Annotated in this window: 24 protein-coding genes and 1 pseudogene; 10 read left to right on the top strand and 15 right to left on the bottom strand. The window is 70.7% G+C overall.

Features of this window, described 5'->3' with window-relative positions; translation table 11 throughout:
- Positions 1-875 precede the first annotated feature (875 nt).
- The 3 genes from LG324_RS04420 to LG324_RS04410 all read right to left on the bottom strand — a co-directional run bounded on the left by LG324_RS04420 (position 876) and on the right by LG324_RS04410 (position 3647).
- The gene (locus LG324_RS04420; protein ID WP_404352166.1) at positions 876-1943 is read right to left on the bottom strand and encodes a prolipoprotein diacylglyceryl transferase family protein; all 1068 of its coding nucleotides are present in this window, start codon (positions 1941-1943) and stop codon (positions 876-878) included.
- Between the two features lie 385 nt (positions 1944-2328).
- Complete coding sequence (locus LG324_RS04415; RefSeq protein ID WP_404352164.1) at positions 2329-3279, bottom strand: M56 family metallopeptidase; 951 nt, start codon at positions 3277-3279, stop codon at positions 2329-2331.
- Entirely contained in the window at positions 3276-3647 is a 372-nt protein-coding gene (locus LG324_RS04410; protein ID WP_404352162.1) for a BlaI/MecI/CopY family transcriptional regulator, read from the bottom strand. Before LG324_RS04410 ends, LG324_RS04415 begins: the two co-directional genes overlap by 4 nt.
- A 619-nt stretch (positions 3648-4266) precedes the next feature.
- On the opposite strand from LG324_RS04410, the gene LG324_RS04405 reads away from it, so the two are divergent.
- The 7 genes from LG324_RS04405 to LG324_RS04375 all read left to right on the top strand — a co-directional run bounded on the left by LG324_RS04405 (position 4267) and on the right by LG324_RS04375 (position 10422).
- Complete coding sequence (locus LG324_RS04405; protein WP_404352161.1) at positions 4267-4560, top strand: hypothetical protein; 294 nt, start codon at positions 4267-4269, stop codon at positions 4558-4560.
- Positions 4561-5008: 448 nt separating this feature from the next.
- The gene (locus LG324_RS04400; protein WP_404352158.1) at positions 5009-5617 is read left to right on the top strand and encodes a TlpA family protein disulfide reductase; all 609 of its coding nucleotides are present in this window, start codon (positions 5009-5011) and stop codon (positions 5615-5617) included.
- Complete coding sequence (locus LG324_RS04395; RefSeq protein ID WP_404352156.1) at positions 5614-6387, top strand: cytochrome c biogenesis CcdA family protein; 774 nt, start codon at positions 5614-5616, stop codon at positions 6385-6387. Before LG324_RS04400 ends, LG324_RS04395 begins: the two co-directional genes overlap by 4 nt.
- A 155-nt stretch (positions 6388-6542) precedes the next feature.
- Positions 6543-8015, top strand: coding sequence for a cytochrome c biogenesis protein ResB (locus LG324_RS04390; RefSeq protein ID WP_404352154.1), 1473 nt, complete (start codon positions 6543-6545; stop codon positions 8013-8015).
- The gene (ccsB, locus tag LG324_RS04385) at positions 8012-9031 is read left to right on the top strand and encodes a c-type cytochrome biogenesis protein CcsB (RefSeq protein WP_404352153.1); all 1020 of its coding nucleotides are present in this window, start codon (positions 8012-8014) and stop codon (positions 9029-9031) included. The genes LG324_RS04390 and ccsB overlap by 4 nt, the downstream gene beginning before the upstream one ends.
- A 102-nt stretch (positions 9032-9133) precedes the next feature.
- The gene (locus LG324_RS04380; RefSeq protein WP_404352151.1) at positions 9134-9766 is read left to right on the top strand and encodes a DUF3105 domain-containing protein; all 633 of its coding nucleotides are present in this window, start codon (positions 9134-9136) and stop codon (positions 9764-9766) included.
- On the top strand, positions 9763-10422 hold the full coding sequence (locus tag LG324_RS04375; protein WP_404352148.1) for a DUF305 domain-containing protein: 660 nt from the start codon (positions 9763-9765) through the stop codon (positions 10420-10422). The genes LG324_RS04380 and LG324_RS04375 overlap by 4 nt, the downstream gene beginning before the upstream one ends.
- Before the next feature lie 249 nt (positions 10423-10671).
- Here the strand turns inward: LG324_RS04375 and LG324_RS04370 are convergent.
- Together LG324_RS04370 and LG324_RS04365 are read right to left on the bottom strand one after the other, a co-directional pair.
- A pseudogene (locus LG324_RS04370) lies at positions 10672-11199 on the bottom strand (cation diffusion facilitator family transporter); the annotation flags it as partial.
- Complete coding sequence (locus LG324_RS04365) at positions 11196-11609, bottom strand: ArsR/SmtB family transcription factor (protein WP_404352146.1); 414 nt, start codon at positions 11607-11609, stop codon at positions 11196-11198. The gene LG324_RS04365 and the pseudogene LG324_RS04370, both read right to left, overlap by 4 nt.
- A 250-nt stretch (positions 11610-11859) precedes the next feature.
- Between LG324_RS04365 and lnt the strand changes: the two genes are divergently transcribed.
- Positions 11860-13356, top strand: a complete 1497-nt coding sequence (gene lnt / locus LG324_RS04360; RefSeq protein ID WP_404352144.1) for an apolipoprotein N-acyltransferase — start codon at positions 11860-11862, stop codon at positions 13354-13356.
- A 192-nt stretch (positions 13357-13548) separates the two neighbouring features.
- Here the strand turns inward: lnt and LG324_RS04355 are convergent, their stop codons facing one another.
- The gene (locus LG324_RS04355; protein WP_404352142.1) at positions 13549-14154 is read right to left on the bottom strand and encodes a M23 family metallopeptidase; all 606 of its coding nucleotides are present in this window, start codon (positions 14152-14154) and stop codon (positions 13549-13551) included.
- A gap of 508 nt (positions 14155-14662) precedes the next feature.
- On the opposite strand from LG324_RS04355, the gene LG324_RS04350 reads away from it, so the two are divergent.
- Together LG324_RS04350 and LG324_RS04345 are read left to right on the top strand one after the other, a co-directional pair.
- Complete coding sequence (locus LG324_RS04350) at positions 14663-15529, top strand: cytochrome c oxidase assembly protein (RefSeq protein ID WP_404352141.1); 867 nt, start codon at positions 14663-14665, stop codon at positions 15527-15529.
- A 186-nt stretch (positions 15530-15715) separates the two neighbouring features.
- Complete coding sequence (locus tag LG324_RS04345; RefSeq protein WP_404352139.1) at positions 15716-16345, top strand: class I SAM-dependent methyltransferase; 630 nt, start codon at positions 15716-15718, stop codon at positions 16343-16345.
- 75 nt (positions 16346-16420) lie between these two features.
- Here the strand turns inward: LG324_RS04345 and LG324_RS04340 are convergent, their stop codons facing one another.
- From LG324_RS04340 to LG324_RS04300, 9 genes are all read right to left on the bottom strand, one after another.
- Complete coding sequence (locus tag LG324_RS04340) at positions 16421-18418, bottom strand: cytochrome c oxidase assembly protein (RefSeq protein WP_404352137.1); 1998 nt, start codon at positions 18416-18418, stop codon at positions 16421-16423.
- 11 nt (positions 18419-18429) lie between these two features.
- Entirely contained in the window at positions 18430-19053 is a 624-nt protein-coding gene (locus LG324_RS04335; RefSeq protein ID WP_404352135.1) for a DsbA family protein, read from the bottom strand.
- A gap of 495 nt (positions 19054-19548) precedes the next feature.
- On the bottom strand, positions 19549-20529 hold the full coding sequence (locus LG324_RS04330) for a cation diffusion facilitator family transporter (protein WP_404352133.1): 981 nt from the start codon (positions 20527-20529) through the stop codon (positions 19549-19551).
- Positions 20526-21026, bottom strand: coding sequence for a hypothetical protein (locus LG324_RS04325; RefSeq protein WP_404352131.1), 501 nt, complete (start codon positions 21024-21026; stop codon positions 20526-20528). The genes LG324_RS04330 and LG324_RS04325 overlap by 4 nt, the downstream gene beginning before the upstream one ends.
- 245 nt (positions 21027-21271) lie before the next feature.
- The gene (locus LG324_RS04320; RefSeq protein ID WP_404352129.1) at positions 21272-22096 is read right to left on the bottom strand and encodes an undecaprenyl-diphosphate phosphatase; all 825 of its coding nucleotides are present in this window, start codon (positions 22094-22096) and stop codon (positions 21272-21274) included.
- The gene (locus LG324_RS04315; protein ID WP_404352127.1) at positions 22093-23550 is read right to left on the bottom strand and encodes a sodium/calcium exchanger protein; all 1458 of its coding nucleotides are present in this window, start codon (positions 23548-23550) and stop codon (positions 22093-22095) included. The genes LG324_RS04320 and LG324_RS04315 overlap by 4 nt, the downstream gene beginning before the upstream one ends.
- Entirely contained in the window at positions 23547-24077 is a 531-nt protein-coding gene (locus tag LG324_RS04310; RefSeq protein ID WP_404352125.1) for a signal peptidase II, read from the bottom strand. Before LG324_RS04310 ends, LG324_RS04315 begins: the two co-directional genes overlap by 4 nt.
- The gene (locus LG324_RS04305) at positions 24074-26032 is read right to left on the bottom strand and encodes a heavy metal translocating P-type ATPase (protein WP_404352123.1); all 1959 of its coding nucleotides are present in this window, start codon (positions 26030-26032) and stop codon (positions 24074-24076) included. The genes LG324_RS04310 and LG324_RS04305 overlap by 4 nt, the downstream gene beginning before the upstream one ends.
- Positions 26025-26408, bottom strand: coding sequence for an ArsR/SmtB family transcription factor (locus tag LG324_RS04300; protein ID WP_404353122.1), 384 nt, complete (start codon positions 26406-26408; stop codon positions 26025-26027). The genes LG324_RS04305 and LG324_RS04300 overlap by 8 nt, the downstream gene beginning before the upstream one ends.
- Between the last annotated feature and the right edge of the window lie 50 nt (positions 26409-26458).

Genomic DNA, 26458 nt, shown 5'->3' with positions numbered 1-26458 from the left:
TCGTCGTCTGCGTGCTGCTCGAGGCCGACGTCCGGACGGCAGCGACCCCTCCGACCGTAGCGGCGACAGCGAGCACGGCGAGCGCAAGCCCCATCGCGATGCGTCGGCGGCGTTGCCTCTCGACTGCCTCGCGATGAGCTGCGGCCGCCTTCTCGCGTGCGGTGTCGGCATGCGTCTCGTCGACTGGTGCGGGCTGGTGCACGTACGGTTCCCTCCTCGAATCGGCGTGACTCCCGGAGGGCGGCACGAATGATCATCTACTATCTTACATAGGAGTTCGGCGCACCTGGCGCAGGCGGGACCCGGGAGGCGCACCGTCGATCGCGTAAGGAGCGCGGTCGGCGCGATAACGAGCCGTGCGAAGGTCCGTGGACGTCCCGGCAACACTGCCGATGGAGTGCCTCGCGCCAACGTGTTCAGGCCTCCGACCGCGACAGGAGGGCGGGGTACCGGCGTCGCGCCCTGCGTCTCTACCGCTTCCGCAGAGTCTCGAGGCGCCGACGGTACTCGTCCTCCTCGATTTGGCCTCCGGCGAACAGCGCGCGGAGCTCGCCCTCGGCCCTGTCTCCGTGACCACCAGCCTGCGAGCCGTTGATGAGGCTACGCACCAGCCAGACCGCGGCGAGTACGGCGAGGACGAGCACGACCAACCCGACGAGACCCCAGAGGGCCATCGCCCATCCCATTCCCATTCCCATTCCCATGTCCGTTCCCATATCCGTTCCTGTTCTCTCGAAGGGTTCTCGGTGGTGGCGCCGGACGGCGCCGAGCCACGGTCAGCAGGGCCGAGGCCGCAGCCGTTGCTCTGTGTTCTGCTCTCGTTCTTGGGCTGGCGCTTTCGCGACGCAGCGCCCGTCAGCGGGTGAACGGCGTGCTCACCCGTTGAGGGTCACCAACGCCACGGCGAGGAGCGAGGTCGACAGCAGGATGGTCACAAGCCTCCCTCGAACCGTGTGCGGGTCTCCCCGGAAAGGGAACAGGAGCTGGCGGACCAGCGTGTAGGCGGTGACCGCGACGGCGAACACCGATCCCGGCGCGCCTACCCCGACCAGGACGGCTGTAAGGCTGGCCGCGCCGATGGCTGCCCCCGCTGCGGACTCGTACAGTTGCACGGGGATGCGTCGGATCCGCAGACGGCGGTCGGAGGAGACCAGGCCCCCCCGCGAGGTGGTCGGACGGCCTACGCAGCAGCCGGTCAGCCAGCATCCCGGACGACCCACGGCGATACCGAAGAAGACTCCTGGCGCGGTGATGTCCAGGACGGTGCCGGTGGGAAGACCCCTGAGCTGCGAACCGGCGGCGAGCACGGCGAGAGCGGCCAGCAGGAAGCCCTGGATGCAGGCGCCGGAGCGCAAGAAGTCCTTCAGGCCCTTGCGGTGCTGAGCGAGGTACCACAGCTTGCCCCCGAGGAACCCCACCAGGCAGGCGAATGCGGACAGGGCGAGGACGGCAGCCACGTCCAGGCCCGCTCGTGCGGCGAGCACGGCCTGCGCGACGAGCGCGACGGCCGCGCCAGACCCCACCAGCAAGGGCCACGCCCACAGCCGCACCCCTACCCCCTGCGCCAGCGGAGCGAAGCGACTTCTGGTCTGGATCATCCGCGTCGGCAACGTGACGTCCGGGACCGAGCACTCGACTGGTTCGACCCGCACTCGCCACTCGCCACTCGCGATGCCCTCCACGCGGCTGGTGAGGGACACGCTCCCCCGCTTCCCGCCGGGAACATCCGTGAAACGCTCGACGCGCTGGAAGCGGTCGCGTGGGCCGGGCCTTCCCGTGACGCCCTGGCGCACGCCGACCACGCGGATCGCCGCACTGACCCGGGGTGCGGACAGGGGCGGCAGCCGGTAGGTCACGGCGATGGCCTGCGGTTCGGCCTCGTCGAGAAGCCCGGGGAACGGGTCCCACCCGCCGGCCTGCCGTTCGTCGACCGGCACCCGCATGAACGCCTCGAAGTCCGACCTCCGACCGCGCGTGGACGTGACCGGCGACCTTCGAGGACGAACGGTCGCCGCAGTCCCCTTTCCCGCGGCCGCCACCGGGAGGCCGAGCGCGGTTCGAGGACCCCGCACGGGAGCACCGGCGGAGGCACGGGTGGACGAGGGGTCGCCCTCGTCACGTGCCGGCTGCGTCGGGCTCACGGCAGGACTCCTTCGCACCGGTGGGCTGCTCCGACGGACACGTCCGGGAGCGCGACTACTAAGTTCCATAGTATCAGCGCACCGCCACCCACCTCGCCACCGAGGTCCACACGCCGGCGGAATCGCGCTCTCGGAGCAGTGACCGTGTACCCGGCCCCCGCGGCTCGATGAGGGGTCTCGGGTCAGGTCACCAGACCGGGCAGTACGGCGCGGAGACGACCGCGAGGGCGGGCGCGGCCGCGATGAGCACGGGCACCACCGCGAGCATCAGCGCCGCGACATGCACGGCGACGCCGTGCGCGAGGGTGAGCGGCTGCATCGGTTCGGTGAGCCGTCCCACCCGGGCGACCAGCGCGCTTCCGCCGGCGGCCAAGGATCCGATCGGGGTGCGTCCTTGGGCGAGACGGAGCAGCGCGCTGGCGAGGGTGAGCTCGTCGGTGGCCTCCACTGCCCGTTGGTCGGCTCGCATCTCGACCAGGCGGGTGATCTCCTCGAAGGCAGCGACGAAGGCCGGAACGAAGGGAAAGGCATCCCGGGCAGCCTCAGCGAGGGCCACCAGGAGGTGGTGGTGGCCGCGGAGGTGCTCCCGCTCGTGGGCGAGCACCGCCCGCAGCTGGGGACCGTCCAGCGAGCTGAGGGTCGCCGAGGTGAGCACGATCTCCGGGTGTCGGCCGGGGATGCAGTACGCCGCCGGCTCCTGGTGGTGCACCACGTGGTACCCCGGGTGCGGTCCGCTGACCGGTCCGACCATCGAGATCAGGTGCCGCTGAGCCCGCCGGGCCCGACGGGTGGTAACTCCGATGCGCATGCCGCACAGCAACAGTCGCGCGACCACGGCGAGCGCCAGGAGCAGGCCCACCGTGCCGGTCACGGCCCCGGCGGGTGTGCGGTACTGCTGTTGCAGCAGCATGGCGCAGGTGTTCAGGAGGTCTGCCAGACCCCTCGTTCCGGGCCACCTCGGAAGCCAGGCGACCACGCTGGCCATCAGCACCGCGACCAGGACGGAGGAGACCAGGGCGAACCACGCCAGGATGCCGAGCCGGGGTGAGCGCAGGGTCCACCGGGTGCGGTTGAGGAGCCAAGGGCCGACGGTCGCCATGGCCGCTGCATAGCCGAGGAGGGACACGGCGGCGATCACGCCTGCTCCCCTCTGCGTCGGGCCCGCGCGACGGCCGCCTCTAGCCCGGCGAGCTCCTCCGGAGCGATCTGCGCCACGAAGTGCATCAAGGTGGCCGCGGAGTTCCCGCTGCTGGCCAGCGCGTCCTCCATCAGCTCCGCGGTGTACTGCTCGCGGGTCTGCGCGGACTGGTACCGGTAGGCGCGCCCGTCGCGCTCGCGTGTCAACAACCCCTTCTTGTGGAGGTTGTCCATCACGGTCATCACCGTGGTGTAGGCGAGCGGACGGTCGAGCTGGAGGTCACCGAGAACCTCACGCACGAGCATCGGCCGCCCGGACGCCCAGATCCGCGCCATGACCGCCGACTCCAGATGCCCCAGCTGCCCCACGGGGACCTCCTCCCTGCCTGGACCGCTCCATCGACGAGTCGCACCGACCTCGGCCGCGATGCACCGACCATACCGCCCGGCAGTGCGCCCCGATCCCAGGCGCCGCACTGCGCCACCGCTGCCTCGGCACGCCGCGTTTTCCTCCGTCGATGTTCTGCTGTAGGTTGCTTCTACTAAGTTCCATCGTAGTCATCCCAGTCGAAGGAGCGATCGATGTCCGGACTACTGCTCTCGCTCGTCATCCTCGCGTGCCCCGTGGTCATGGGACTCATGATGTGGATGATGATGCGCGGCGGGAACAGCCAGACCGCCCAACAGTCCCAGCCGCAGTCCGACGAGATCGTCCGCTTGCGGGCGGAGGTCGACCAGCTGCGTGCCGAGACCGCAGATCGGGTTGCCGACCGGGAACGCACCCCCGGACTGCCCGAGCTGAGCGACCTGCCCCGGCCGCACCCCGAGGCCTCACCAGAGGCCAACCGGGCCCGGCACCGGCCGTCAGTGGAACCGGGAACCGCCCCAGTCACGACCCGAGATCTTCGAGCCGTTGCCCGACGGCATGGCGTCACCGTCGTACGCGGCGAGTTCTCGCTCGAAGACCACCATCGAAAGGACACGAGAGATGAAGCGAACCACCACGTACGTAGCCGCCGGCCTGATTGCCGGAGCGGTGCTCGTCGGAGTGCCGGGCTACGCGGCCGCGCACCAGACCACCGGCTCGGACGAGCGCAGCAGCCACCTGGGCCAGATGATGTCGGACCCCGAACGTCGGGCCGACATGACAGCGATGATGAAGGACATGATGCGCGACCCCGACATGCGCAAGCAGATGAAGGACATGATGTCGGAGTCGGGAAACCGCATGTCAGGGTCGGAGGACGGCGCCATGCCGATGCCGGGCATGTCTCGCGGGTAGTGGCGACGAGCTCCCGGTCCAGGGCGCACCGTGAGAGTGGGAACGGACTCGTGCCGAGTTCCGAGCGCCTCGGTCGCCCCACACACCGTGTGGCTCGACTCGAAGTGCCACGTAACCAGGGGCTCGGCACTCCCCTTTCTCCAGTGCGGCTTGCGGGCCGCGCCCTCGGGGCCATCCCGGTCTGTTGACCGCGTGGGACAAATACTCGGTGACAAGCCGCCTTCGTCACCCGGAGTGAAGGCGGTACCCATCTTCTGGAACCCTTGGCCGATTGTCCGGCTTGCGCTGGCGATGACGGCGCATCAAACGCCGTCGGCCATAGACTCACTTGTGTCGCCGGACGTCGCGAAGCCGGCGATCCAGTCCCGGGTCATGCTCGGTCACCGGACCAGCGCCCTCCTCACTCTCGACATCAATCCCCCAACTGCCCAACCTTCGAGGAACGGATATGAGTCCCAGCCCTCCCCGCCCCCGCCGGATGGTGGTCCTCGGCGCTGCCGGCCTGGCCGCCCTCGCTCTGACGGGTTGTAGCCAGGACCCGAACTCCATCGCCGCGCAGGCCAAGTCCGGGGACCAGAAGGGCTACGTGTCCGGTGACGGCGCCGTGGAGACGATCCCCGCGGCGGACCGGGCCAAGCCGGTGACGATGTCGGGTGAGCTGCTCGACGGCACGCCCTGGGACATCACGTCGACCCGCGGGTCGGTGCTGGTTCTCAACGTCTGGGGGTCGTGGTGCCCGCCGTGCGTGGCGGAGGCGCCCGACCTTCAGAAAGCCTGGGAGAGCGTTCAAGAGAAGTCGCTGCCCGTACAGTTCATGGGCATCGACTTCCGCGAGGAGGCCGCACGCGGGGCGGCGTTCAACAAGAAGTACGGCATCACCTACCCGAGCCTGTCCGACGAGGCGGGGGTGCTGATCCTGCGGTTGCAAGGCAAGGCGCCGACAGTGCCGACCACACTGGTGCTGGACCCGAAAGGCCGGATCGCGGCCCGGGTCAACGGGACCGTCGACGCGAGCACGTTGATCGGCCTCGTCGACGACGTGGTCGCGGAGTCGTGACGCCGGTCCTGGCCGTCGTCACCGGTGACGCGGTGACCAGCGGGGCGCTGCCGCTGGCGCTGGCGGTTGCTGCGCTGGCGGGTCTGGTGTCGTTCGCCAGCCCGTGCGTGCTGCCGCTGGTGCCGGGGTTCTTGGGCTACGTGACGGGTCTGACCGGTCAGGTCTCCGGTACGGGCCCGGTAGCCACCGGGCGCGGTCGGATGGTGCTGGGCGCGCTGCTGTTCGTGGTCGGTTTCACGGTGGTGTTCGTCCTCGGTGCGGTGTTCGTCACCGGGGTGGGCCGAGCGCTCGTGGAGCACCGGGTCCTGCTGTCGCGGATCGGTGGCGCAGTGGTCGTCCTCATGGGGCTGGTCTTCCTCGGGGTTGGCGGTGGGGGTGAGGCGAGGATCCGATGGAGGCCACGGGCCGGACTCGTCGGATCGCCACTGCTGGGGGCCGTGTTCGCGCTCGGCTGGGCACCGTGTACCGGCCCGACCCTGGCCGCGGTGCTGGTCCTGGCGTCGACGTCGGCGGATCCGCAGGTCGGGCGGGGCGCCACCCTCGCCGTCGCGTACGGACTGGGGCTCGGGCTGCCGTTCCTCCTCGTCGCGGCCGGGCTGGACCGCGCCGGCCGGCTCTCGGGCTGGCTGCGCCGTCACCAGCGGACCATCCAGGTGTTCGGTGGAGCCACGCTCGTGTTGGTCGGGCTGCTGATGCTCACCGGTGTGTGGGAGACCCTCAACCGCTGGGTCCAGACCGAGCTCGTCACGGGCTTCCAGGTGTCCCTGTGAGCACGACGCGCGCGGATGCCCTGAGCACCCAGCCACTACCCGAAGTCCCCGAGACCGGCGAGGAGGGCGGGAGCGGGGGTGCCGGCGGGCCCGTCAGGCTGCCGCGGCTCGGTCCGACGGGATGGTTGCGGTACGTGTGGCGGCAGCTGACGTCGATGCGCACCGCCCTGTTCCTCCTGCTGCTCCTGACCGTGGCGGCGATCCCCGGGGGGACCTTCCCACAACGCTCGATCGACGCCGCGCGGACGGCGCAGTGGATCACCGACCACCCCACCGCCGGACCCACTCTCGACCGCCTGGGCTTCTTCGAGGTATACGCCTCGCCGTGGTTCGCCGCGATCTACCTGCTGTTGTTCGTCTCGCTCATCGGTTGCGTCGCACCGCGCTCCCGGCTGCACTGGCACCAGCTGCGGGCGCGCCCGCCGCGGGCCCCCCGCCGGTTGGAACGGCTCGCGGCGCACCGCGAGGTGGAAGCCGACGGGACGCCGCAGGAGGTACGCGACCGGCTCCGTGCGGCGCTGCGCGGCCGGCGCTATCGGGTCCACGCCTACGACCAGGTGACCCTGTCGGCGGAGAAGGGCTACCTGAAGGAGACCGGCAACCTGGTCTTTCACCTGGCCCTGATCGGGGTCCTCGTCGGGGTCGCGTGGGGCCACCTGCTGGGCTGGAAGGGCGACATCATCCTGCCCGTGGGCAAGACCTTCGCCAACACCCTGTCCCGCTACGACACCTTCAGCCCCGGCCCCTGGGTCGACGTCAACGACCTCGACCCGTTCACCCTCACCTTGGAGGACTTCGCCGTCTCGTTCGAGACCGGGGACAGCGGGCGGGGACAGTTCGGCGCCCCGCGGGACTTCACCGCCTCCACCCGGTTCACCCCTGCCTCCGGGCCGGCCCGGGAGGTCGACATCAAGGTCAACGGTCCACTGGAGACCGGAGCCGGCACGGTCTTCCTGCTTGGCAACGGGTACGCCCCCGTGATCACGGTGCGCGACGGTGACGGCACGGTCATCTACTCCGACGCCACCCCGTTCCTGGCCCAGGACAACAACTACACCTCCGTCGGGGCCGTCAAGATCCCCGGAGCCCAGCCCGACCAGCTGGGGTTCGCCGGGTTCTTCCTGCCCACCGGCGTCATCGACGACCAGCAGGGCCCACACTCGGTATTTCCCGACACCCTGGACCCCCAGCTGGCGCTCACCGCGTTCTCGGGGACCCTCTTCCCCGGCGGGGCCCCGCAGTCGGTGTACACCCTGGACACCGCGCAGATGACCCCGCTGCCGGGCAAGAACGGCGCGGACCAGCTCCGCATCCTCCTGCGCCCCGGCGACACCTACGACCTGCCCGAGGGTCGCGGCTCGATCTCCTTCGACGGGGTCGAGCGGTTTGCGGGCCTCTCCATCCGCTCCGACCCCGGCAAGAGCCTGACCCTGGTCTCGGCCGTCCTCATGCTCGCCGGCCTCGTGCTCAGCCTCGTCGTGCGCCGCCGGCGGGTCTTCGTCCGGATCCGTCCCGCGGAGGACCCCACACGAACCGTGGTGTCCATCGGCGGCCTCGCCAAGGACGACGACGAGGGCATGGACGAGGAGATCGCCGCCGTGCTCACCACACCCGAAGGAACGAGATGACCGACACCACCCTGGCCGAGCTGTCGAACCTGGCTGTCTACTCCGCGACCGCCGTGCTGACCCTGGCGATGATCGCGTACACGGTGTACCTCGCGCGGCTGGCGCCACTGCGCGAGCAGGCGCAGGACGCAGGAACCGAACCGGCGACCGTCCCCGGCCACCGGCTCGTCACCGCCGGGGCCTCCGCCACCACCGGGACGGCCGGCGCAGGCCCGGAGCCGGCCGCGGCTCAGCCCGCCGGGCCCGCCCCCCAGGACGAACCCCTCGGCGCCCGCCGAGCTGCCGGTATCGGGTGGTCCCTGACGGTTCTCGGCACTGTTCTCGTCGTCGCGGGCGTGGCCTTGCGGGCGGCCGAGGTCCATCGCTGGCCCTTGGGCAACATGTACGAGTTCGCCCTCGTCGGCGCGATGTTCACCCTCCTGGCCTACGTCGGGTGGGCGCTGCGCCGCGACCTGCGCTGGCTCGGCCTGTTCGTCGTCGGGCCCGTGCTGCTCGTCCTCGGCGCAGCCATCGTCATCTGGTACACCGAAGCCTCACAGCTCTTGCCATCGCTGCGCTCGGTGTGGCTGGCCATTCACGTCACCGTCGCGACCATGACCGTCGCGCTGTTCACCATCGGCGCCTCCACCGGGATCCTCTACCTCATTCAGGACCGGGTCGAGTCCGGCAGTCTGAAGGCGCCCGGGTTCATGTCGCGGCTGCCGTCCGCCCGCCGCCTCGAACGGCTCACCTACTCCGTGCACGTCGTGGCCTTCCCGATGTGGACCTTCACCGTCATCGCCGGCGCCATCTGGGCCCGGCAGGCCTGGGGCTCGTACTGGAACTGGGACCCCAAGGAGGTCTGGAGCTTCGTCATCTGGGTCGCCTACGCCGCCTACCTCCACGCCCGCGCCACGACGGGCTGGAAGCGCCAGAACGCCACCTGGATCGCCCTGGCCGGATACGGCGCCGTCATCTTCAACTTCGCCGTCGTCAACGTCTTCATCGTCGGCATGCACTCCTACTCCGGGCTCTGATCCGCTCACCCACAAGCAACGGAGGGCACCGCCCCTCCGGAACCGATCCCGCGCGTGAAGCGCTGAATGCACCGAACAGTCCAAACCATCAGGAGTTTCCCCGTGGCTCGCCCCGATCGTCCGTCTCGCGCCCGTCTCGACGAGCTGAAGACGCAGCAACGTGCCCGGGAGCGCCGCTCAAGGTTCCTGTGGATCGGCGGGACGTCCCTCGCCGTTCTGGCCATCATCGGCGTCGTCGTGTTCACCGTCGCCCGGGACGTGGCGAGCCGCCCCACGCTCGACGCCGTCAAGACCTACGAGCCGAGCAGGAACCACGTGACGACCCCCGTGTCCTACGAGCAGTCGCCGCCCGTCGGCGGCGACCACAACCCCATCTGGCTCAACTGCGGTGTGTACGACGCGCCGGTCCCCAACGAGAACGCCGTCCACTCCCTCGAGCACGGCGCCGTGTGGGTCACCTACTCTCCCGACCTCCCCTCCGACCAGGTCGACGCGCTCATCTCGAGCCTGCCGTCCGAGTACGTCATCGTCTCCCCCTACAAGGGGCTTCCATCACCGGTCGTCGCCTCCGCCTGGGGCACCCAGCTCGAGCTCGACGGCGTCGACGACCCTCGCCTCACCGAGTTCGTCCGGGAGTACCGCCAGGGGCCGCAGACCCCCGAGCCCGGTGCTGCGTGCAGCGGCGGCACCGACGGCACAGGCACCGGCGGCGCCGGCATGGAGCAGTCGCCGTGACCACCGAGACCCCGCGCCCGTCCGAGCCCACCGGCAGCGGCCGCCGACCAGCCTGGACCAAGCTCGCCCTGGCGAGCCTCACCGCGCTGCTCCTCGGAGCGCTGGGATCATTTCTCGTCGTTCGCGCCACGACCTCGACCTCGGTGGCCGACACCGGCGCCGACGCCGGCTTTTCCCGCGACATGCAGACCCACCACCGGCAAGCCGTCGAGATGGCCTTCATCATCCGCGACCGCACCGACGACGCGGCGGTCCGCACCCTCGCCTACGACATCGCCACGAGCCAGCAACAACAAGCCGGCCAGATGTACGGCTGGCTCGTGCAGTGGGGCCTGCCGCAGACCGCGCCCCGGGGCCCCATGGCCTGGGCCGACGACGGGGACACGAGTCAGCGCAGCGCTGATGGGATGCCGGCGATGATGCCCGGGATGGCCACCGACCAGCAGCTCGACGAGCTCCGGACAGCCCGAGGCGTGGAGGCGGAACGGATCTTCCTGCGCCTGATGATCGACCACCACCGAGGCGGCGTGGCGATGGCCGAGGCCGCCCTCGCCGACGCGAAGACCCCTGAGGTCAGGACGCTCGCCGGCGCCATCGACCGGGCGCAGACGACCGAGATCGAGCTCATGACGTCGATGCTCGCCGACCGCAACTGACGAACAACGGGGTGGCCCGTTCACGTCCTGACGGTGGGCCCGTCAGGACGTGAGCCCGACGGACATGATGTTCGGACGGGTTGACCGGCACGAGGCACCAGGCACGGTCCCAGAGCCGGCCCCGTGCCCCTCCGACGGATCTCTGCCCGGGCAGCCCCCGGACGCCCACCGCGGTGACCTACGTCCGTCGGCGCCAGGGAGTCACCAGTCGACTCCCTGGCACTGCCTGTCCTCGCTCGTCTCGACCTGCAGGGTCGCGTGCGCGATGCCGAAGTCCTCCCGCAGGACGGCCGAGGCGTCTTCGAGATAGGCGCCCTTGACGTTGAGGGACTCGCCGGCCCCGCCACGCAGGAGGATCAAGGCGACGACGTTGATGAGGAGGCCGATCCCGCCGACCACGAACATCGCGGTGGACCCCACCTCCGGGGACGAACCCCAGCGGCCGACGGCTTCGACGACGATGTAGACCGAGACGCCGATCATGACCAGGACCGCGAACCCCGACGCGAAGATCTCCGCACGATAGGAACCGAACGTCCGGCGTCCGGTCGTGTCGGTCCGGGTCGCGATCCGAGTGGCCACGAGGGCCGCGCCGAGCGTCACGATGTCGGCCGCCATGTGACCGGCGTCGGACAGGAGCGCCAGCGACTGGGAGAGGATGCCGGCCACCAGCTCCACTCCGAAGAACGAGGCGGTGAGGCCGAAGGCCACAGCGAGCCGCCAGCGGTGACGGCCGCCCGCGTGGCCACCGGCTCCGTGCGAGTGACCCCCACTCATCGGACGGCTCCCGCCGGGTTCCCCGTACCCGCCATCGAGGTGCCGTGGACGACGTGTTCACGGGTCACGTCGAGCACCAGGCGAACGTGTCCGTCGGAGAGGCGGTAGTACACGTTCCGTCCCTCACGTCGTCCGGCGACGACGCCGGACGCCCGAAGCAGCCGCAGTGCCTGGCTGACGGTGCTCGCGGCCGTCGCCGTCGCAGCGGACAGGTCACACACACAGAGTTCGCCGGCCTCCAACAGGGCGTAGAGCAGCCGAGCACGGGTCGGATCTCCCAAGAGCTTGAAGACACCGGTGAGCACGGCGAGCTCGTCCTCGCCGGGCGCGTTCGCGCCCACCAGCGCGACCTTCTCAGGATGGACGCAGTCGACGGCACAGCCATCGAGTCCCATCAACACGTCAGCCATCAGAGCCTCTATATCTGAACGTATGATCAGATGTTACATTTTTCGCGTGCCGACCGTCTCTCAGCTCGTCGCCTCCGCGATAGGTCTGAAACCCCGGCACCTGTTGCGCGATGCGCGAGACCCCCGCCCCCGCACTCCACCGTCCCGCCCACGTTCGGTCGGTGCGCGAGCGTGTCTCGCGGGCATGAGTCCCGCAGGCGTCACGGCCCGCCCGCCGAGTCGTGCTCACCTAGGACACGAGATCCTCCGGGTGCTCGCCGCCACGGGTGCAGGGCTCCTCCTCTGGCTGGCCTTCCCCGACCAGGGTCTCTGGTGGCTCGCGCCCCTGGCCGTCGCCGTCTTCGGCGGCGCGACGCTGCGGGCCGGAGGACCGCGCGGCTTCCTCCTCGGCCTCGTGGCCGGCATGGCGTTCTTCGTCCCCACGCTGTCCTGGTCGGGGGTCTACGTGGGGATGGTGCCGTGGTTCGCCCTGGCCGCCCTCGAGGCGCTCTACTTCGCGGTCCAGGGCGCGGTGACCGGCTACGCCGGACGCCGGCTCATCGCTGCCCGTCACCCGTGGGCCGCCCACACCCTCGTGCCGCTCGGGTGGGTCGCTCAGGAGTGGGCACGCTCGACAACGCCGTATGGTGGGTTTCCGTGGGCGAGGCTGGCCTTCAGCCAAGCCGACAGCCCTCTGGCGCACCTCGCGCGCTGGGCCGGCGCTCCGGGCGTGACGTTCGGCGTGGCCCTCGTCGGGATGCTGCTCCTGTCGGCGGCCGTCCTCGTCGTGCGCGGTTCCCGCCGCAGGGCCGCACCCGTCCTCGCGCTCGCCGCCGCCGCACAGCTCGGGCCGGCGGCCATCGCACTGCCCACCGACGGCCGCACCGAGACCATCGGCTTCGTCCAGGGCAACGTCCCCACCTCCGGGCTGGACTTCAACGCCCAACGCCGTGCCGTGCTCGACAACCACGTCAACGGGACGCTCTCCCTGGCCGAACGAGCGACGAAGGACCCCGGTCTCGTCGTCTGGCCCGAGAACGCCTCGGACATCGACCCCCTACGCAACCCCGACGCCGCGGACCAGATCGCCGCCGCTCAGCAAGCCGTCGGCGTCCCGCTGCTGGTCGGGGCGGTGCTGGCCGAGCCACCGGGCCGCAGCTCGAACGTCTCGCTCCTCTACGACGGCGCCCAGACCCCGTCTCAGCGGTACACGAAGATCCACCCGGTGCCCTTCGCCGAGTACATCCCGAACCGCGAGTTCTTCGCGATGTTCACCCCGGCCGCGAACCTCGCCGGTAACTTCGTCGCCGGGACCCGGGTGGGGGTCTTCGAGGTGCCCGCGGCCGACGGCTCGTACGCGGCCCTGCCGACGATCTGCTTCGAGGTCGCCTACGACGGGCTGATGCGCGAGAGCGTCGCCGCCGCCGGAGAGACCGACTCGGTGATCCTGGTCCAGACCAACAACGCGACCTTCGGGTACACCGCCGAGTCCGAGCAGCAGTTCGCGATCTCCCGGATCCGGGCCATCGAGCACGGCCGCAGCGTCGTCCACGTCTCCACGGTCGGGGTCTCCGGCTTGATCGCCCCTGACGGGACTGTGACCCAGAAGACGTCGCTGTTCACCCCAGCCCAGCGCGTGGCTGCCGTCTCCTTGCGGAGCGAGCGGACCCTGGCGGACCAGCTCGGGCAAGCGCCTCAGGCGCTCGCAACGGGGGTTCTCGCTCTCCTCGTCCTTGTCGCGGTCCGCGGACACCACCCCAGGCGGTAGGGGGCCGGGCCGGATGCTGCACCCGAGGTTCCGCAGCTGCGCCCACCACGTCGAGGAAGTCGTGCTCCATATACGCGTCGGTTCCGCGACCCGACACAGAGTCCTCGGAGGAGGGGTCCGCTGCCCAGGGCTTTCCCGCACCTCCGACACCGATCGCGCTCGGCCATCAGGTGCGGGCCGGCGCGGAAAGGGTCAGCCGATTGCGACGCCTCGCTGCGACAGCCAAGGTCGGGGATCGAGGGGCTCGTCCACCCCGGGCGCCGGTTGGATCTCGATGTGCAGATGCGGACCGAAGGAGTAGCCGGTGTTGCCCACTCGGCCGACGACGTCGCCTGGCATGACGGAGTCCCCCGTCTGCACGGACCGGGAGTCCATGTGCGCGTACCAGGACACGGATCCGTCCCAGTACTGGATCTCGACCTTGTTGCCGAAGCTCGGGTCCACGAAGGAACGGACGACCGTCCCCCGTGACATCGCGTAGAGGGGGGTGCCGGTGGCCGCACCGATGTCCAGGCCGTCGTGTGTCTTACCCCACCGCGGTCCGAACCCCGACGTCTGCCGACCATCCACGATGGCCCTCACCCAGCGACGGCTACGACGCTCCTTCTCCGCTCGTTCGGCGGCTTCGCGCTTCGCGGCCCGGGCGGCGCGGGCTCGGGCTTCGGCCCGACCCAGTGCCGCGGACCGGGCCCCGGCGGCCGACCGCCGTCGGTCCGCCAGATCCACGTCGACGTCGGCCTGGTTCGTCTCGACAGCACGCCCTGCCGCAACTTCGTAGGCGAGGGGCTCGTGTGCCACCGCCGGCGCTGACTCTGCCACAGATGCTGCCGTGGTGACGACGGCCACCGCCCCCGCGGCCGCGACGGGCAGAGCCGTCGACAGCAAGACTCGAGGTCCAGTCAACGACCAGCTGCTGCGATGGCGGCCGGCTCCGTGACGTCCTTGGTACGACCGACTCACAAGACAGACACCCTTCGGGTCGCAAACGTCAACGTCGAGAGACCCTACCCGGCCGGGCACATGCCCCTGAAATCCGCAGCACGTGCACGGCCGGACCCACCGACGTGTGCCCCACGCCCTCCCAGGAGACCGACGACCTCCCTACCGCACGCTGCGCGTCAGCAGTTCCTGGGCGTGCCTGCCGTGTCTTGTACCGTCGGTGGTGCCAGCGCACATCGACGACGAAGAGGTGGACCGTTCCGTGACTCCTACTGCGCTGCAGGTGAGTTTCGACGGTCCCGTGTGGGTCCCGACCCAAGCCCCGTCCTTCTCGGCATACCTGGCCCCCCACCTCCAGCCGCTGCCCGTGCTGCCGATTGTGGGCGTCGCCCTGCTCGTGGCCTACGTGGCGGGGCTGTGGCGGCTGAGGCGCTCCGGGATGCCTTGGTCCTGGGGGCGGACTGCGGCCTTCCTCGCGGGCGTCCTGGTGCTCCTTCTGGTGACCGGCCCGGCCGTGGAGGGCTACGGACTAGAGATGTTCTCCGTGTTCATGTTCCAGCAGCTCACTCTGATGATGGCCGTCCCGCCGTTGCTGATCTTGGGGAGACCCGGCACCCTGCTCCTTCGGGCGACCCCCCACGGAGGGATGGGCGGGGGCGTGCTCCGTGCAGCGATCTGGGGCCTACGGGCCGGACCTGGGGCTGCTGCGCTGCACCCGCTCGTGACGATCCCCGTCTTCCTCTTCACCTACTACGGCCTCTACCTCAGCCCCGCCGGCGGGGCGCTGCTCGGGTCCTGGGCGGGACACATCTCGCTCGAGGTTCTGTTCCTTGTCGCCGGTGTGCTCTTCACCGTGCCGGTGCTGTCGCGCGACCCCGTTCCGCGCCGTCATCCCCATGAGCTGCAAGTCGGCGAGATGTTCATCGAAATGGCGACCCACGCGTTCTTCGGGGTCATCGTCATCATGACCGCGAGCCCGCTCGTGGCAGCATTCACCCATCCCCCGCGGGACTGGGGGGTCGACATCATGGGCGACCAAGCCGTCGCCGGAGCCCTGGCCTGGTCCTACGGCGAGCTGCCTGCGCTGGTCCTGCTGCTCATCGTCTTCGCGCGGTGGCAGCGTGCCGACACCCTCACTGCCCGCGCTGCTGACGTCAAGGCCGATCGCGACGGCGACGCCCAGCTCCAGGCCTACAACGCCTACCTCGCCCAGCTGCGCGACCACGACGCGTAGGTCGATCTCCAGTCGCCGTGCCCAAGCGATGACCGAATGAGCCTCCGCCACCGCACTGCGCGCGCACGGGGCTCCTCGTACCCGAGGACGACAGCAGTCGTCGTCCTCGGCCTCTGCTGGTGGACCTGGCGACAGACGAGGCGATTACCGGACACAGCCGACGACGGGCTCCTGGTTCCGACAGGGGTGCGCAAGCTGTACGACAGGGTGGCGCCCTGGTACGACCCGCTCACCGCACCCTACGTCGTGCTCGGTGGGCGCCGTCTCGGGCGGCGCGCGATCACCGAGCTTCGACTGGAGCCCGAAGACGAGGTCGTCGACCTCGGCACGGGAACGGGATGGGCACTGCCACACCTTGCGGATGCCGTCGGGCCACGAGGCCACGTGACAAGCGTGGACCTCTCGCCCCGAATGCTCCACCGGGCCCGCCGTCGTGTCACGCACCGATCGAACGTCACGCTCGTTCAGGCCGACCTCACCGCCTTCCCCCTACCTCCCGGGACCCGCGCCGTCCTTGCGACCTTCGCGATCGAGATGGTTCCCAAGCACGACGCGCTGATCGCCCGGCTCGTCCGCGAGCTTCCGGCCGGTGGCCGCCTCGCCATATCGGGGTTGCGTGACCCTCGGCGATGGCCAGAATGGATGGTCCGTCTGGCCTCTGCCCTCAACCGGCCGTTCGGTGTCTCCGTCGCCTATCGCCACCTGCACCCGTGGGAGTCTCTACGGCGGCACACCGACGACACGGTGTACGCGGAGGCACTGCGGGGCGCGGTCTACCTGGCAGCCGGCACTGCCCGTGGTGCAAGTCGTTGTTGAACCCGACCCCGTCGCGACATGCACGGTCATCACGGCTGAGAGCATCCCGACCCAGCCCATGCGCGAGTGCCGCCGTCAGCGGCTGGTGCCCTTCAGCCGTTCCGCCTCACTGCGCAGTCGAGCGAGGTGGGCGTTGTAGGCCCGCAGCTCGGCATCGCCGTCCCGGTCGGCCTGCCGGTCCGAGCGCACCGCCCGTCGGGTCTCGGCCCGGAACCAATGGACGGCGACGAGCACGGCAAGCACCAAGGTCGGCGCTTCCCCCACGCCCCACGCGATCTCGCCGGCCAGCCGCTGGTCGGCGAGCAGCTCTGGCCCCCACGGTAGCTCGAGCGCCCGCCAGAAGTTGCCGGCGAGAAGCTCCTGGCTGCCAGTGACGACGACGCCGAAGAACGCGTGGAACGACACCGTCGCGAAGAGGATGACGAGCAGCATGAGCGGCGACCACTTCGGCGGCCCCGGGTCGGTGCCGATCATCACGTACACGAACAGGTACCCCGTGAGCAGGAAGTGGGCCATCATCAGCAGGTGCCCGGTGTGAGTCGTCAGGGCGGTGAAGAACAGCGGAGAGAAGTAGAAGGCCGCCAAGCTGAAGAAGAACAGAGACGCCGCCACGACCGGGTTCGCCAGCACCCGGAGGGCGCGTGAGTGCACAACCTGCAGGACCACCTCGCGCGGCCCCCAGGTGCGGTCCTTTCGCGCCGCAAGGGTGCGTAGCGCCAGGGTCACCGGAGCCGCCGGGACGAGCAGCAGCGGAACGATCATCGCCACCGCCATGTGCATGACCATGTGCATGCTGAACAGCACCCGGCCCCAGATCCCCGGCGCCCCGCACGTCGCCCAGAGGAAGACCACCCAGCCCGCGACCCACAGGACGCTCCGCAGCACCGGCCATGGATCGCCGCGGCGGTGTAGCCGACGCACCCCGCCGAGGTAGACCGCGACAGCAAGCACGGTGACGGTGAGGAACAGCCAGTCGGTACGCCAAGCAAGGATCCAGTCGGCGGCGGTCAGCGGCCCGGGGTCCGGGTAGTCAGTGAGGCTCAGCACGTTGCTGGGGTCCGGAAGGGCATCGGGGACAGGAGGCTCACTGCGGGAGAACACCGCGGCAAAGCCCATGGCAAGTCCCATGAGAACGACCTCGCCAAAAGCCAACCTCCTGAACGCTCGGCCGTCCAACGGGTCGGCCACCAGCCGCCGCGCCAGCACCTTGCGCTGCCGCCACCCGAGCCAACCGAGGCCCACGAACAGCAGGGTCTTCGCGGCGACCAACGCCGCGTACCCGGTGAACAGCCCGGATGGAGAACCGATACGGATCCAGGCCTGAAGCAACCCGGACAGCCCAACGGCAACGAAGGACCACGTCGCGACGACGGAGAACCGGGCTACTGAGGTCCCGAGGTCCGACCCGAGGCGCGGACGCAGGATCACGAGGCCCACCAGGCCCCCGACCCACAGCGTCACCGCCAGCAGGTGGATCGCGAGCCCGTTGACGGCATCGGCATGGCTCGCCGACCCGGCCGCGTGACCGATGAGCGCCTGCACGACCACTCCGAACAGCGCGACGACGGACAGCCACGCCACGGACCCACGGCCGCGAGCGAACAGCGCGCCGACCGCGACGCCGAGCGCGCACAAGGCCCCGATGGAGATCACCCGAGTGACCTCCAGCTGCCACGCAAAGGTCACGACCTGCTCCAGGAGCCCCGGCGTCGAGAGCGGACTTCCGGCGATGTCCGCGAACCGCAGGACGACCTGGAGCGCACCCAGCACGACCCACACGGCGGCCAACAGACCGGCCGTGCGGACTGCGGCTCCTCGACGGTCCGTGTGGCGGCGCTCAGGGACGACGAAGGCAGCCAACCCGAGCAGGCCAACCACGGTCACAGACACGATGTTCGCTACGGCATCAACCACCGGCAGCCCCCACCGAACTGCCGCACCGGCATCCGCGAGCTCAAGGGGATCCGCGGCTCCCGTCGCGAGAGCGGCCGGCACGATCGTGAGAATCGCTGCCAGCAGACCCAACGGCAGCGGACGCAGAACCACCCGCGCTGTTCTCGTCCTCTCGGTCACGGCCGGCAGCGTCAACTCTCGATCACCTCATCCAGCAGCTGGCGCAACCCACTCTCGCTGACCGGCTGGATCCTTCGGCCGTTCAGGAAGAACGCCGGTGTGTCCTGGACACCCAGTGCGATGGCGTCACGGCGGTCCTCCTCCATCCTGTCCCGGATCCCCGGTTCGGAGAGATCGGACTGGAATCTCGCAATGTCCAGACCGAGGTCCTCGGCGAAGCCACGGAACCTAGACAGCTGCGAGTCCCTTCCCTCGCGCCAATCCTCTGTTTCGCAGATTCGGTGCACCATGCCCTCGAGCTCCCCCTGACGAGATGCAGCCTCCAACGCCCGCGCCGCGTCCATGCTGTTGGTGTGACCGTTGGTGAACGCGTACCGGAGGACGACCTTCGCCCTGCCCCGATAGTCGGCGCGTACCCGGTCGATGACGGGCAGGGCAACCCGGCAGCGCTGGGACTCCAGGTCGAGGAAGACGACCAGGTCCGGACTCCCCGGCCCAGCTGATACAAGCACGTTACTGTCGCCGTGGTCGACGCTCGCCCCTGTCAAGGCCGGTGGCGGCGGACTCGTGACTGACCCGGAGTCGTGCAGAAGGACCGTACCCACCGCGCCCGATAGGCCCAGCGCCAGGACCACGCCGAGAACCCACCTTCGACCAGGCGACGCGGCCCCGCGCGCTCGGCATGCGCTGCGGTGATTGAGACCCGCCCGCCGCGACTGGGAGCGCACGCGACTAGGGGCGCGAGCGGGGGACGCCGCTCGCGGTCCGTGCTGCGAATCCATGAGTGGGGATCGTCCCATACGTCATGAGCGGGTGAGACGGAGGACCCTCTTCTCTCGCGCCAGCCGACAAGCTTGGCTTCACCCGTGCGGTCGTCTCCCAGACGGCGAGCCCGTCCAATTTCTTCGCCGTCCAGGAGGGAGGTACGCGGCATGGCCGTCGTGCTGCCCGTCCGCTGGACGTGGAATGATCGTGGTCACGCCAGTTCTGCCCTTCTCGCCTTTGAGCCCAGTAAGGGACGCAGTGATCATCCTCCGGATGTCGGGGCGTAACCCAGGTCCTTCCCCGGTCAGGCAGGCTCGCCTGGCCCGGCACCGGCCCAGAGGGTCGCCAACGGCGACTTCGGGCTGTCACGGTCCTGCGCGCTTATGGCTCGTCGCCTCGTCATCAGTCGCGCCTCTTCCAAGCAGGCCATCCCGTGCCCGGACCGCGTCGATAGGCATTGTGGTCGGGGCGGGATGGTCGACCTGCAGGGTGGTGTGCTCGATGTCGTGGTCGTCGGTCAGCATCTGCGCGATGGTCTTGCGGCGCTCGTGGCAGTCGTGCTTGTCGGAAACCAGGACGTGCGCGGACAGCGCGGGGAACCCGGAGGTGACCTCCCAGACGTGGAGGTCGTGGACCTCGACGACGCCGTCGACCGCGCGGATGTCCCGCTCGATGGCCGCGACGTCGGTGCCCCGGGGTGCGGCCTCGAGGAAGATCCGCCCCGAGTCGCGCAACAGTCCCCAGCCCGCCTTGGCCATCAGCGCGGCCACGACGAGCGCGGCGACGGCGTCGGCGCGGGCCCAGCCGGTCAGGAGAACGACGAGCCCGGCGAGCGCGGTGGCGATGAACGCGAAGAGGTCGTTGAGGATGTGCTGGAAGGCGCCCTCGACGTTGAGCGAGCTGCGGTCCGCCCGGGCGATCAGCCAGCTCGCCCCGAGGTTGACGACGATCCCCACGAGCGCGGTGACCAGGACCAGGCCGCCGGACACTTCCGGTGGGTCGAGGAACCGCTGCACCGCTTCGTAGGCGAACCACGCCGTCAGACCCCACAACGTGAGGCCGTTGAGCTGGGCGGAGAGGATCTCCACCCGCTTCCAGCCGAAGGTGAGGTTCCCCCGCGCCGGCCGCGCGGCCACCCGCCGGGCCGCCAGCGCGAGGGCGATCGCAGCTGCGTCGGTCAGCATGTGCCCCGCGTCCGAGATCAGCGCCAGCGACGAGGCGATGACGCCGACGACGACCTCCACCGCCATGAACACGAGGATCAGCGCCAGGGCGGCGCCCAGGTACCGCCCGTCCTGCCGCCCACCGTTGGCGCCGCCGCTCCCGCCGTGGTTGTGCCCAGTCATCGTGATTCCTCCGTTCTCGTCCCACCCGATGAGCAGCACCCTGGGTCGTCGTCACCGCCACCGGACGGCGCGCAGCACCCCTCACCCCGCCACGCCTCCCGACCCTCGTTGGCGGCGACCCCCGCGATGGCGAGGCCGACGACCGGGTCGGCCCACCACCACCCGAGGGTCGCGTTGAGGGCCAGCCCCAGCAGCAGGACGCCCGAGAGGTAGGTGCACAGCAGGGTCTGGGTCGAGTCGGCCACGACCGCCTGCGAGCCCAGCCCGGACGGGAAGGAGGACCCACCCGCCAGCACCGCGTTCACCCCGGACGCCGGCGCGGTGCGGCCGGTGAGCGCCTTGAGCGCCCACACCACCGCCTCCAGGCCGGCCATCGACACCCCCGCCACCAGCACGGGGCGGAGCGAGCGTTGCACCCAGCCTTGGAACGCCGCCAGCAGGGCCAGCACCGACCCGGCGAGCCAGAACTGGCCGCCCATCACCAGGATGCGGGCCACGACGTGCGAGGCCCCGCCATCATCCAGGCTCGTGAACCATGACAGGGCGGTTGCGTCGCCTCGCAGCGTCGCCCCCGACGCGACTGCACCGGTCAACAGGAGCAGGGCCACCCCCAGCAGCAACGGCCCCCGCCGTCCCCGCGTCTGCCGACCCGGGGACGGGCCGGCAGCCCGTCCCGCCGATGGCGCCGGAGTCTGCGCAGCGCGCAGTTCTTGGTTGGTCGTGGTGGTTTCAGCATGGCCGGTCAGCTGGCGGGGGTAAGGACACCGGTGCCGATGAGGGCGAGCAGCCCCACCCCGGCAACGATGCGGTACGCCACGAACGGGGTGAACCGGTGGGTGGCGATGTAGCGCAGGAACCAGGCAATGACCGCGTACCCGACACCGAACGCGACCACGGTGGCCAACAGGGTCGGCCCCCAGGCGGGGGTGGGACCCTGCCCGATCTTCGTCAGCTCCAGCCCACCGGAGGCCAGCACGGCAGGAATGGCGAGCAGGAACGCGTACCTGGCCGCTGCTTGGCGGGTGTAGCCCAGCAGCAGGCCGGCGCTGATGGTGCCGCCCGAGCGGGAAACCCCGGGCACCAAGGCCATCGCCTGGGCGAACCCGAACAGGACCGCGTGCCTCGCCGTCAGGGCCTCCAGCGGCCGCCGGTTGGCCGCCATCCGGTCCGCGACGCCGAGCACCACACCGAACACGATGAGGGTGGCCGCGACCAGGCGCAGGTCCCGCAGCGCAGTCTCGATCTGGTCCTGGAACGCGAACCCGAGCACCGCGATCGGCACCGTCCCGACGATGACGTACCAACCGAGCCGGGCCTGAGGGCGCGCCCGCAGCGCCGGGGTCCGCAGCGACCGCGTCCAGGCGCGCAGGATGCCGGCGATGTCGCGGCGGAAGTACAGCAGCACCGCGGACTCGGTGCCGAGCTGGGTGACGGCGGTGAAGGCGGCCCCGGGGTCGGGCCACCCGGCCAGGGCTGCCACGACCCGCAGGTGCGCCGTGGAGGAGATGGGGAGGAACTCGGTAAGCCCCTGCACCACTCCCAGGACAACGGCGGCCAGCCAGCTCATCCTGCACCGCCGGCACGGTTCCCGGACCGGTCGGTCTTCGCTGCACTGCGCGGTGGGCGCAGCCCGGTTCGAAGGACTCGCATCAGGTGACGGCGGCGCAGCACCAGTAGACCCACACCCAGAACGAGGTACACCGCGGCGATGCTCAGCCGGACCGTCCCGGCGAGGTCGGTCGGCGCTGTCCACGCCGCCACGAACTGTGCGGTGAACAGGCCCAGCAACGACCACGCCCCGGTCCGGGTCAGGCGGCCGGTGACAACCAGGGCGACCGCGAACACGGACTGGGCCGCCGTCAGCAGCAGCTCCTCGCGTTGCACCGGGTCGATCGGCAGCCCGGCCAGCGACCCGGCAGAAACGGCGAACACAATCGGCAGGATGCCCACCAGCAGCGTCCACTGGTTGATCTTGGAGGAGATCAACGCGCCGAGCGCTGCCGCGGACTGCAACTTGAGCGCGAGCAGCAGCACCGCAATGAACTCCGGTGTCTCCGACGCCAGCGGCGCGACCCACTGCACCAGCAGGAACTGGCTGACGTGCAGCTGCTCACCGGTCGCGACCAGACTCTGCGCGAACGGCTCGGCCACCGCCAGGATGACCGCGGCGGCGGCGGCCAGCATGCCGACGGTGATGAGGCGCCGGGTCCGAGCCGGCATCTGCGCGACCGCAGCCGCCGGACCGAACAGCTCCGACTCCTCCTCGCCCTCCTCCCCGCCCTCCTCCTGGTGCCCGGTGTCATCGTCGACCTTCTGCGGGTCGCTGTCACCGTCGCCGGTGGCGGAGTCCGGCTCGTGCTCCACCGCCCGCACCCGCCACAGGTACGCACCGAAGATGGCGAACAGGATGACCGCGTCGACGATGGTCAGGGTGGAGCGCAGCGGCAACGTCAGCGCGTACGCGCTGGCCACTGCTAAGTAGGCCAGCTCGACCACCTGAACCCTGTGTAGCTGCACGGCGTGACCGTCGGTGGGCTCGCCCTGCGTGTCAGCGGAACCGCCTGCGCCGGTTGCAGTGCGTCGTGCCCGGCGGGCAGCGGCAAGGGCGGCCAGCGCCACCACGGACCAGCCAACCCCGATGAGCAGCCGATTCGCGCCGGTCATGTTGGCCAGGGCCAGCGGCGCGTACCGGTCCGGGTCCTGCCCGGCCAGCCAGGCGAATACGACGTCGACCGCGTACTCGGGCAGGACCGCGATGAGCGCGAGCAGCGCCAGGGCCAAACCTTGGCCGATGTCGATCTCAGCGAGCTCGGTGCCCCAGGTCAGCAGGAACGCGGCTCCGACGACCGCGGCGGCGAAAAGGGCGGCGGCGACCGCTGGCGGGACGCTCGCACCGCCCAGGCGCAGCCACAGTCCCGGAAGGGCGGCCAACAGCGGCAGGCCCAGCCCGGCCGCGATGCGCAAGCCGCTCCGACGCGCCACTGTGCCGGGCGTGGCGCCGGGGGTGGTGGCCGAGCTCATCGCCCCGCCTCGTGTTTGCCCGCCGTGCGGGAGGCACCCATGGACGACAGGACAAGCAGGATGGCGCCGGTCACGATGGCCGTGTCGGCAAGGTTGAACGTGGGCCACCACCCGCTGTGCAGGTAGTCGGTCACGACTCCGTCGCCGGCCCGGTCGGTCAGGTTCGCGACCGCGCCGCCGAGCAGCGCCGCGAACGCGGCCAGCCGCAGCCGAGTCGCGGTCGGCGCACCCACCCACACCAGCGCGGCCACACCCACAGTGACCAGCGCTGTGCCGGCGATGACGGCGGCGGCCGGCGCCCCGGCAGCCAGGGAGAACGCTACGCCCGGGTTGTACGCCAGCCGCAGGTCGACCGGTCCGGCCTCAAAGCCGCCCGCGGGCAGGCCGGTCTGCGCCCACGACTTCAGGCTCAGGTCCACAGCCGCGACCGCGGCCGCGACGGCCAGCACTACAGCCCGGCGGGCGGCGGGGCGCCGCCCCTGCCGCCGGACGGTGGCGGTCTCGGGGGCGGTCTCTGTGACGCTCACCGGGCGCCCACGACGGCGGGCGCATGCACCGCAGCCGGCACAGCCGTCAGCGGCAGAGTCTTGGCGCGGCCGGCGCGCACGCCGTTGCCGATGATGGCGACCTCCACGACCTCATGGACCAGTACGACCGCGGCCAGCCCGAGGACACCGAACAGGGCCAGCGGCATCAGTGCTGTGATGATGACCAGGGACAGGCCGACGTTCTGCAGCATGATGCGCCGGGCCCGGCGGGCGTGGTCCAGCGCCTGCGGCAGGTGCCGTAGGTCCTCACCCATCAGGGCAACATCCGCGGTCTCGATGGCCACGTCGGTGCCCATCGCACCCATGGCGATGCCCAGGTCAGCGGTCGCCAGGGCGGGCGCGTCGTTGACGCCGTCGCCGACCATCGCGGTCGGCCGCTGCTGCCGCAGCTGGGCTACGATGGCCGCCTTGTCCTCGGGGCGCAGTTCGGCGTGCACCTGCTCGATGCCCGCCTGGGCGGCGAGGGCGGACGCGGTGGCGTGGTTGTCACCGGTCAGCATCGCGACCTCGTACCCGGAGCGGCGCAGCCCGGCGACCACCTCGGCCGCCTCGGGGCGCAGCTCGTCGCGCACCGCGATGGCGCCGATGACGGTGCCGGCGTGTTCGACCAGGACGGCGGTCGCGCCCCCGGTCTGCATTCGCGCGATGTCTGCGGCGAGCGGGCCAGGCTCGAGCCAGCCGGGGCGGCCCAGCCGTGCCGGCCGCCCGTCAATGGTGCCGGTCAGCCCGGCCCCGGTGACCGCCTGCACGTCTTGGGCGTCACCGACGGTTGTGACCGCGGCCAAGATTGCCCGGGCGAGCGGGTGCTCGCTGCGGGCCTCGAGCGCCGCCGCGACGGCGAGGACCTCGTCCCGGGTGGCGTCGCCGGTGGTGGCGACCTCGACGACCTGGGGCCGGTTCGCGGTCAGGGTGCCGGTCTTGTCCAGGGCGATGACGCGGACCGCGCCGAGCGCCTCCAGCGCGGCGCCGCCCTTGACCAGGACGCCCAGGCGGCTGGCAGCACCGACCGCGGCGACGACGGTGACGGGGACCGAGATGGCCAGCGCGCACGGGGACGCGGCGACCAGGACGACCAGGGCGCGTTCGATCCAGGTGGCCGGGTCGCCCAGTAGGCTGCCGACGACCGCGATGAGGGCAGCCACGACCAGCACGCCGGGCACCAGCGGTTTGGCGATGCGGTCCGCGAGGCGCTGGCTTGTGCCCTTGCGGGACTGCTCGGCTTCGACGATGCGCACAATCCGGGCCAGGGAGTTGTCAGCCGCGGTCGTGGTCACCTCGACCTCCAAGGCCCCCGTGCCGTTGATGGACCCGGCAAACACGTCCTGTCCGGGACCGGCCTCCACGGGCACGGACTCACCGGTGATCGCCGAGACGTCCAGGGAGGTCCGTCCGGCCCGGATCACCCCGTCGGTCGCGACCCGCTCACCGGGCCGGACCAGCATCAGGTCACCGACGCGCAGATCCGCCGGCGCCACGACCACCTGTGCACCGTCGCGGAGCACGGTTGCCTGGTCCGGCACCAGCGACAGCAGCGCGCGCAGCCCGCGGCGCGTGCGGGCCAGGGAGTACTCCTCCAGGCCCTCGCTGATCGAGTACAGGAACGCCAGCATCGCGGCCTCACCGACCTCCCCGAGAAGGACCGCGCCGACGGCGGCGATCGTCATCAGGGTGCCGACCCCGATCTTGCGCTTTGCCAGGCGCCGCAGCGTCGACGGCACGAACGTGGACGCGCCGACCAGCAGCGCCGCCCACAGCAGCACCTGGCCGAGTAGGTCCGGTCCACCGGCCCAGCCGGTGGCGTACCCGGCCAGCAGCAGCACGCCGGCTACGGCGGCGGCGCGCAGCTCGCTGACGTCGACGAGCCGTTCGGCCTCCTGCTCGTTCTCCTCGGCGCCTTCGGTGGTGGGCTCGTCGCAGCCGCAGGCGTCACTCACCGGCTGCCTCCGCCCGCGCGTCGCCCATTGCGTCCGTGCCGTACCTCCGGCACAGGCTGACCTTTGACCCGGTCGCGGCGAGCAGGGCCTCGGCCGCCAGCAGAAGGTCAAGCAGCTCGGGGCGCGTCAGGGAGTAGAACATCTGCCGCGCCTCGGGGCGGCCCTGCACCAGGCCGCAGTCGCGCAGGCACGCCACGTGGGCGGACACGGTGGACTGCGCCAGCCCGAGCTGGGCAGTCAAGTCCACGATGCGGGCCTCGCCGTCCGCGAGACGGCGGACCACCGCGAGGCGGGTCGGGTCGGCCAGGCCGTGGAACAGGGCGGCCGCCCCGCCAAGCTCGGCCCGATGGTCTGGTTCAGCCGTTTTCGTTGTCATCGCCATAGTCCGATGATAGCGTCAAGAGTGCGCGGCTCGTCAAACCGGGT

Source organism: Phycicoccus jejuensis, from assembly GCF_044797865.1.
Classification (GTDB): domain Bacteria; phylum Actinomycetota; class Actinomycetes; order Actinomycetales; family Dermatophilaceae; genus Phycicoccus; species Phycicoccus jejuensis.
The sequence above is the reverse complement of the archived record's forward strand: the minus strand, read 5'-3'. Positions and strand labels throughout refer to the sequence as shown.